Here is a 6,000-nt window from a genome sequence, read left to right as displayed (position 1 = left end):
ATGCTGTTATAAACCTCGGCTTTCACTGCCCCGGTCAGGACTCGAAACCTGTATTTTGGCACCCAAACTATATGATATTGGCAATGCCAAATGACATGCGTTAACTTTTCAAATCTACTCATGTTACTTCCTATCTCTAGTAGTTGTGGGGACAACTCAGAGATAAGGAGTAGCATGGGTAGTTCATGGCAGGCGAAGCCAACCATTCATGACCACGTCCATAGGACGTGGGTTTTCACGATGCACTAAATACCCCTATAATAAGCGAAAGATCCTCTCCCCCGTCTTCCCCTTAGGGTGAAAAAATCCCCAATATAAGAAAGCACAGATAAAACCGCTGCTATATTAATGAGTCCTTACATTCAGATGCGGCAAGCTACAGCATGAGATTATGTGTATTCCGGTCTCTCATTTTGGCTCTACTCACTGTACTTTTAACTTTGCCACCTGCCTTCGCCTTTATTGGCTTTCTTGATGAATCGGAAAGTTACCACTGTATGAAAACCGGTCCAGTGATGGAAAAACCGGTAAAACACTATCTCAACCAGCCATCGCCGCCTGTAAAAGTTTATATCGGAAAAGCACTTATTCTAATTCTGGATCTGGCTTCCAGTAACAGTCTGCTCTGTTCAAAATCCACACCGTTCCACTTCAGACCCGACGCTATTCACGAAATTGAAACCTTCAAAGTCACTCGAAAACCTTACAACCCGCATTTCAAGCCAAATAACACACAAACAAAGCCGTCTAAATCCAACTGGCCTGACTCTTTTGATAACCCTCCCAGCCAACGAGTTAAACCGTCGCCATGGAAACGGTCTTTAGACAGCTACCGATACCAACTACCTGATGAACTGATACAACGACTCAATCCCAGATCAAATATTGCAATCCTTTTCTCCGACTTTATCGCAGCTATCCCCTCCTCTTTTTTTAACCCGCACGAACACCATAACCCTCAAGGAGAAGGTTTTCCTGATGCCACACCTGTGAGCACCCATACCTTTGTCAGTCATAATGAAGGGGAAGCCACCCATTTTTATGCCAGCAAGGCTTCTGTCCAGGATCAGATTCAAATCAGTCATCTCACAACCTCCATGCTTGAAGACCCCTGGCTTCAGGAACAAGTGAATCAGGCTTACCTTCAGTCACTCTCCCCACCGATGCCTACCAAAGCAGAACGTGATGCCGAGTTAATGGAATTGCAATTCATGGCAGCAAACGCTACAGGTGATTATCGAAGAATACTCCAGGACCTCATCAGAGTGCTGATTGCGGATGATCTGGGAGAGTTTGGAAGGATCGCCACCCCAGAGGAGCTGGAGCAGATCCGACAGCAGCATAGAAGAGCTGAACGAGTGGATTATCTGACACGCAGATACCTTCGAATTCATGAACAGGAAGAAGGTTACAGGATTGAAGTCATTAATCCCCTTCAAACTCTGACACCAGGACAGCAAATTCTCGTCGAAGAATTTCCTGACTGGCAAGCTTTGCTCTCAACCGCGCTGGAAATGATTGAAGCCAGAGAACTGGCAGATCAGATAAACACCTCGCTGTCCACTGAACCGCAGCCCTCACCAGAACCTTCTGACGCAGACAAGGATGACTCAAAGGAACAGACACGCTTCAGAAACCCCAAAGAGGAAAAAAAATCAGACCCTCCCAAGCCTCCTGAAAAGCAGGACAAAGATGAAGAAAACGCTCGCAGACAGGATCATCCTCAGGATACGCCTCCTCCAGTGACAGGAGCTACAAATGTTATCACTGACGGTACTCATCAACCCTTCCGCCACAGGCCCGAGACTTATGAGATGGCCAGACTGCTGATGGGCATTACACCGAATTATAATTTATATCGAACGTTAAGGGGCTATCTGGTAGACGTCGTTGGTCCGGAGAACCTCAGCACATTTATGGAGAGTTGTTACCACGAAATTCATGAATCAATACTCCATTCTCCTTTCTCCCTGAGAGTACCTATTCAGACAATGCTCATGTTCACCACTTTAAAGCGCTTTCAGGAGGAGTATCAGGAGTTGCACAAACAACAAACCCAAAGCCCAAAATCCGACGAACTGGATCACAAAGTCGAGCTGGCCAAACAAAAACTCTTAAAGCAACTTATAGACTATACCGTTTTCGAAGATCGTCCTGCCCTTCTTGTTAGTCAACTTGCCAGACATTTGCCTCCTGTAACATTTGATGAACTACTCGCTCACTTACAAGCGAATCATAGGCTACAGAACAGCCATCATTCACCTATGGACGGAATCAGATACCCATCAGATGAAAGATTGCGCAACGAGGGTGTCACTGTTTACATTACCAATGTTGATGCTGATAACACGCCCATTCGTTGCCTGGTAAGGCAGCATGATCAGGTACTATTGTGCTCATCTGATCTTCCCAGTCCCCCTCAACCATTAGAACCGGCAGCAGCTAATCCAGAGCCTGTTATAGAAACTATTGGCTCATCGCTTCAGAATACCTTGCAAGGGTCAGATGATCTCAAGGTTCTGACTCACCCTGAGAGGAGTGTGGCAGCAAGCGATGAAGCCACACAGGCACAGAAAGAAAAACGTAAAAAGGTTCAGGGCCAGATAGTCAGAGACCTGGTCAGATCCAACCTGTTTCTTAGTGTGACCATAGGTAACGAAACCATTGTCATCTATGACAACAAAAAAGCCATAGCCTCTATTCGTTCTCACCTGATCGATATGACCCCTGCCGCCAGCAAACCCGTTACCCGGCAAAGATCCCAAAGTTTCAGATCCAAAAGCAAGCCAAAAGGACAACAACACAACGCTGATACCAGTATGGATCTGGTCGTCCAGTACCGGCTTATTCAAAGTTTTTTTGATTACATTAACCTCTACCTTTCTTCAGATCCGGCTTTGGCTCTGTCCATTGGTTTTGCCTCGACACAGGCTCTGGGTAACGATGCCTATACCTTCATAATGAGCAACCTTAGAAGAGGTATGGAGCATGCCGTTGCCTCCCCGGAAAATGTAAAACTGCTACTGAACCGGGAAATAGGAAGTATTGATGCAGAATTTATTTATGAATCGCCCTTCCCTGAATTTGCTCCTCCGCCCTGGACAATGGGCGATGTGGTATCACAGAAGCGTCCAAGTATTGGTGGCCTCTGGGTTTCGGGTCAGTTTGTGCAGGGGACTGACAGCATTTGGAGAGCAACAGGCCTTTCCTGGGTTTACGATATTAAGGAAGACAGTATTGATCTGGGTCAGGCTCTGGAGATGACCGATGGTCAACCCGACTCACCTGTGAACCCTTTAATGACCTGGGAACAGGCACTGGCCACACTGACACGCCTGAACAGTAACGACCATTCTTCATCGGGGAGAACATCAGTGGACCTGGAACAGGAATCAGAACCAGCAAGACTGACCCGCTCCCAATCTGATACCGCACTTCATGAAATGAATGGCCGATACCAGGGCTCAACCGCTGTCGCAACCTATCCAGTGCTGGTTTTAAATCAGAGACCGACCTCTAACTTGAGAAGAATTCCTTTTCGTGACCTTTCACTGGAGAGAGACGAGACCCCTGCTTATTCGATTGATCCCATGACTGATACCTGTCCAACGATATCACTGTTCCCTCAGATACCGGGAGCGACATGCCCAATATTCCCGTCAACATCTGCAGGGGCTTATCACGAAAGGAGCCAAAGTGATTCACTGGTACTGGAAAAGAGTTCAAGTACCTCAAGGGGAGACAGTATCGATAGAGAAATCACAGAAAGACAACCCTAGGAGCCTGTCGGACTTAAGACAATTTCGGCCTAAATTCCAGAAAGAACGGCCTAATTATTCGATGAATTCGATTGAATAGGTCAACTATTCGCACGAATCCATCGAATAATTTGACTCGTTCTACTGAAATTTATGCTCGAAAGCATAAGTCCGACAGGCTCCTAGGTGGCTGACCATACCGTTCTGATAAGAATACGTCTGCCGTCTCTTACAACAAGAGACGGCAGACGACAAGATGAATGGTGATATCAAGAGTCCATGATCAAAGTGCCTGACTCAAGCTTGAAAACACGATCCATTTGTCTGGCCAGATTCATGTCATGGGTTACCACAATAAAGCTGGTGGTAAACTCATTACTCAAAGACTCCATCAGCCCATGCACTTTCTCGGCAGTATTGGGATCCAGGTTACCGGTAGGTTCGTCCATAAAAACCAGGTCAGGGTCTGTCACCAAAGCTCGGGCAATAGCCACCCTCTGACGTTCGCCTCCGGAAAGCTCTGCCGGCTTATGTTTTGATCGGGCCAATAAGCCTACCGCATCGAGCATTTTCGCAGCCTTCTCCCGAATCTGTTTGATAGAGGTATTTTTTCTCAACAACAGAGGCATGGAAACATTTTCCAGAGCTGTGAACTCGGGCAGCAGATGATGGAACTGGTAAACAAAACCAAGATGACGGTTTCTCAGTTCATTTTGCTGAGCGTCTTTCATTTCGGCCAGAACATGACCACACACCCTAATTTCTCCGGATGAAGGTCGATCAAGGCCTGCCAGCAATTGCAGCAAAGTGGTTTTTCCTGAACCCGAACTGCCTACCACGGCCACCCTTTCCGAAGGGCCCACCAGCAGGTTCACTTCCTTCAGAACTTCCAGTTTTTCAGGGCCTTCATCAAAGCTTTTCGCTAGTGCCTTGCATTCCAACACAGCTTTAATGGATTCAGTCATAACGAAGCGCCTCTGCTGGCTGGGTTTTTGAGGCTCTCCAGGCAGGATACAAGGTTGCCAGAAAACTCATGGATAAACCTGCAACACTGATTACAGCGACATCGCGCCATTGCAGTTCAGAAGGCAGGTAACTGATGAAGTAAACATCCGGACTCAGGAAGCGAATACCCAACAGGGATTCAAGACCGGAAACAATTTCAGAAACATTCAGGGCCGCAATAATGCCTAGCACAATACCTAACAGAGTACCGACAACACCAATCAATGACCCTTGAACCATAAAGATGCCCATAATCGTTCTAGGGCTGGCTCCCAGCGTTCGTAATATTGCAATATCAGACTGCTTGTCTGTCACTACCATCACCAGCGTGGAAACAATATTGAATGCAGCTACCGCAACGATCAGAGTCAGCAGCAGACCTACCATGGTCTTTTCCATCTGGATTGCCTGGAACAGCTGCCCCTGGGTTCGGGTCCAGTCCTGAACGTAGTAACGACCCGGCAGTTCAATTGCAATATCCCACGCCAGCTTGGGCGCAGCGAAAAGGTTCTCCATCTTCAGACGAATACCTTCCACCCCTTCCGGCACCCTCATAAACCGGGCTCCATCCTTGATGTTGATATAGGCCAGGCTGCCATCCACTTCAGCACCGACCGAGAACATACCAACGACAGTAAATCGTTTAAGACGAGGGAATACACCGGCAAGATTAACGTTGGCTTCCGGCAGCACCATGGTCACTTTATCGCCAACAGTCACGCCCAGGTATTGAGCCATAAGCTCACCAAGAACAATACCGAACTCACCGGGCTTCAACTCATCCAGCCCACCCTGGACCATGTGTTCGTTGACGATGGAGACTTTCTTTTCATAGGCGGGATCAATACCATAAACCATGGCCCCCCGAACCTGACTGCCACTGGCTAACATGCCCTGCCCATCCACAAAAGGGGCTGCGGCTACGATACCTTCGTGCTCAGAAACTTGCTTCAGGACGTCTTGCCAGTCATGCATTCCCCCCGATGCTGAGGTAATGGTAGCGTGAGGCACCATGCCCAGAATGCGCTGCTTCAGCTCACGGTCAAAGCCATTCATGACCGACATGACAATAATTAGCACGCAGACACCCAGCGTCAGGCCAACCATCGACATCAGTGAGATAAAGGAAATAAAGTGATTCCTTCGTTTGGCCCGGGTATACCTCAGGCCGACAAAAAACGGTAATGGTCTGAACATTTAGAATTTTTAAGCAGTCAATGATTGCGAAGTTCGCTAT

Annotated in this window: 4 protein-coding genes; 1 reads left to right on the top strand and 3 read right to left on the bottom strand. The window is 47.6% G+C overall.

All coding sequences use genetic code 11. From position 1 onward, the window contains the following. The coding region (locus WG89_RS29620; RefSeq protein ID WP_172806660.1) for a transposase at positions 1–122 on the bottom strand (122 nt) is incomplete at its 3' end. A gap of 375 nt (positions 123–497) precedes the next feature. Between WG89_RS29620 and WG89_RS22820 the strand changes: the two genes are divergently transcribed. Continuing rightward, the gene (locus WG89_RS22820) at positions 498–3,779 is read left to right on the top strand and encodes a hypothetical protein (protein WP_153301769.1); all 3,282 of its coding nucleotides are present in this window, start codon (positions 498–500) and stop codon (positions 3,777–3,779) included. Between the two features lie 248 nt (positions 3,780–4,027). Here WG89_RS22820 and WG89_RS22815 read toward each other — a convergent pair whose 3' ends face one another. Both WG89_RS22815 and WG89_RS22810 read right to left on the bottom strand, forming a co-directional pair. Beyond that, on the bottom strand, positions 4,028–4,723 hold the full coding sequence (locus WG89_RS22815) for an ABC transporter ATP-binding protein (RefSeq protein WP_062270015.1): 696 nt from the start codon (positions 4,721–4,723) through the stop codon (positions 4,028–4,030). Then, a complete protein-coding gene (locus WG89_RS22810) occupies positions 4,716–5,960 on the bottom strand; it encodes a lipoprotein-releasing ABC transporter permease subunit (protein WP_062270014.1) in 1,245 nt (414 codons plus the stop codon). Before WG89_RS22810 ends, WG89_RS22815 begins: the two co-directional genes overlap by 8 nt. Between the last annotated feature and the right edge of the window lie 40 nt (positions 5,961–6,000).

It is taken from the genome of Endozoicomonas arenosclerae (assembly GCF_001562015.1).
In the GTDB taxonomy this organism is placed as follows: domain Bacteria; phylum Pseudomonadota; class Gammaproteobacteria; order Pseudomonadales; family Endozoicomonadaceae; genus Endozoicomonas_A; species Endozoicomonas_A arenosclerae.
The sequence above is the reverse complement of the archived record's forward strand: the minus strand, read 5'-3'. Positions and strand labels throughout refer to the sequence as shown.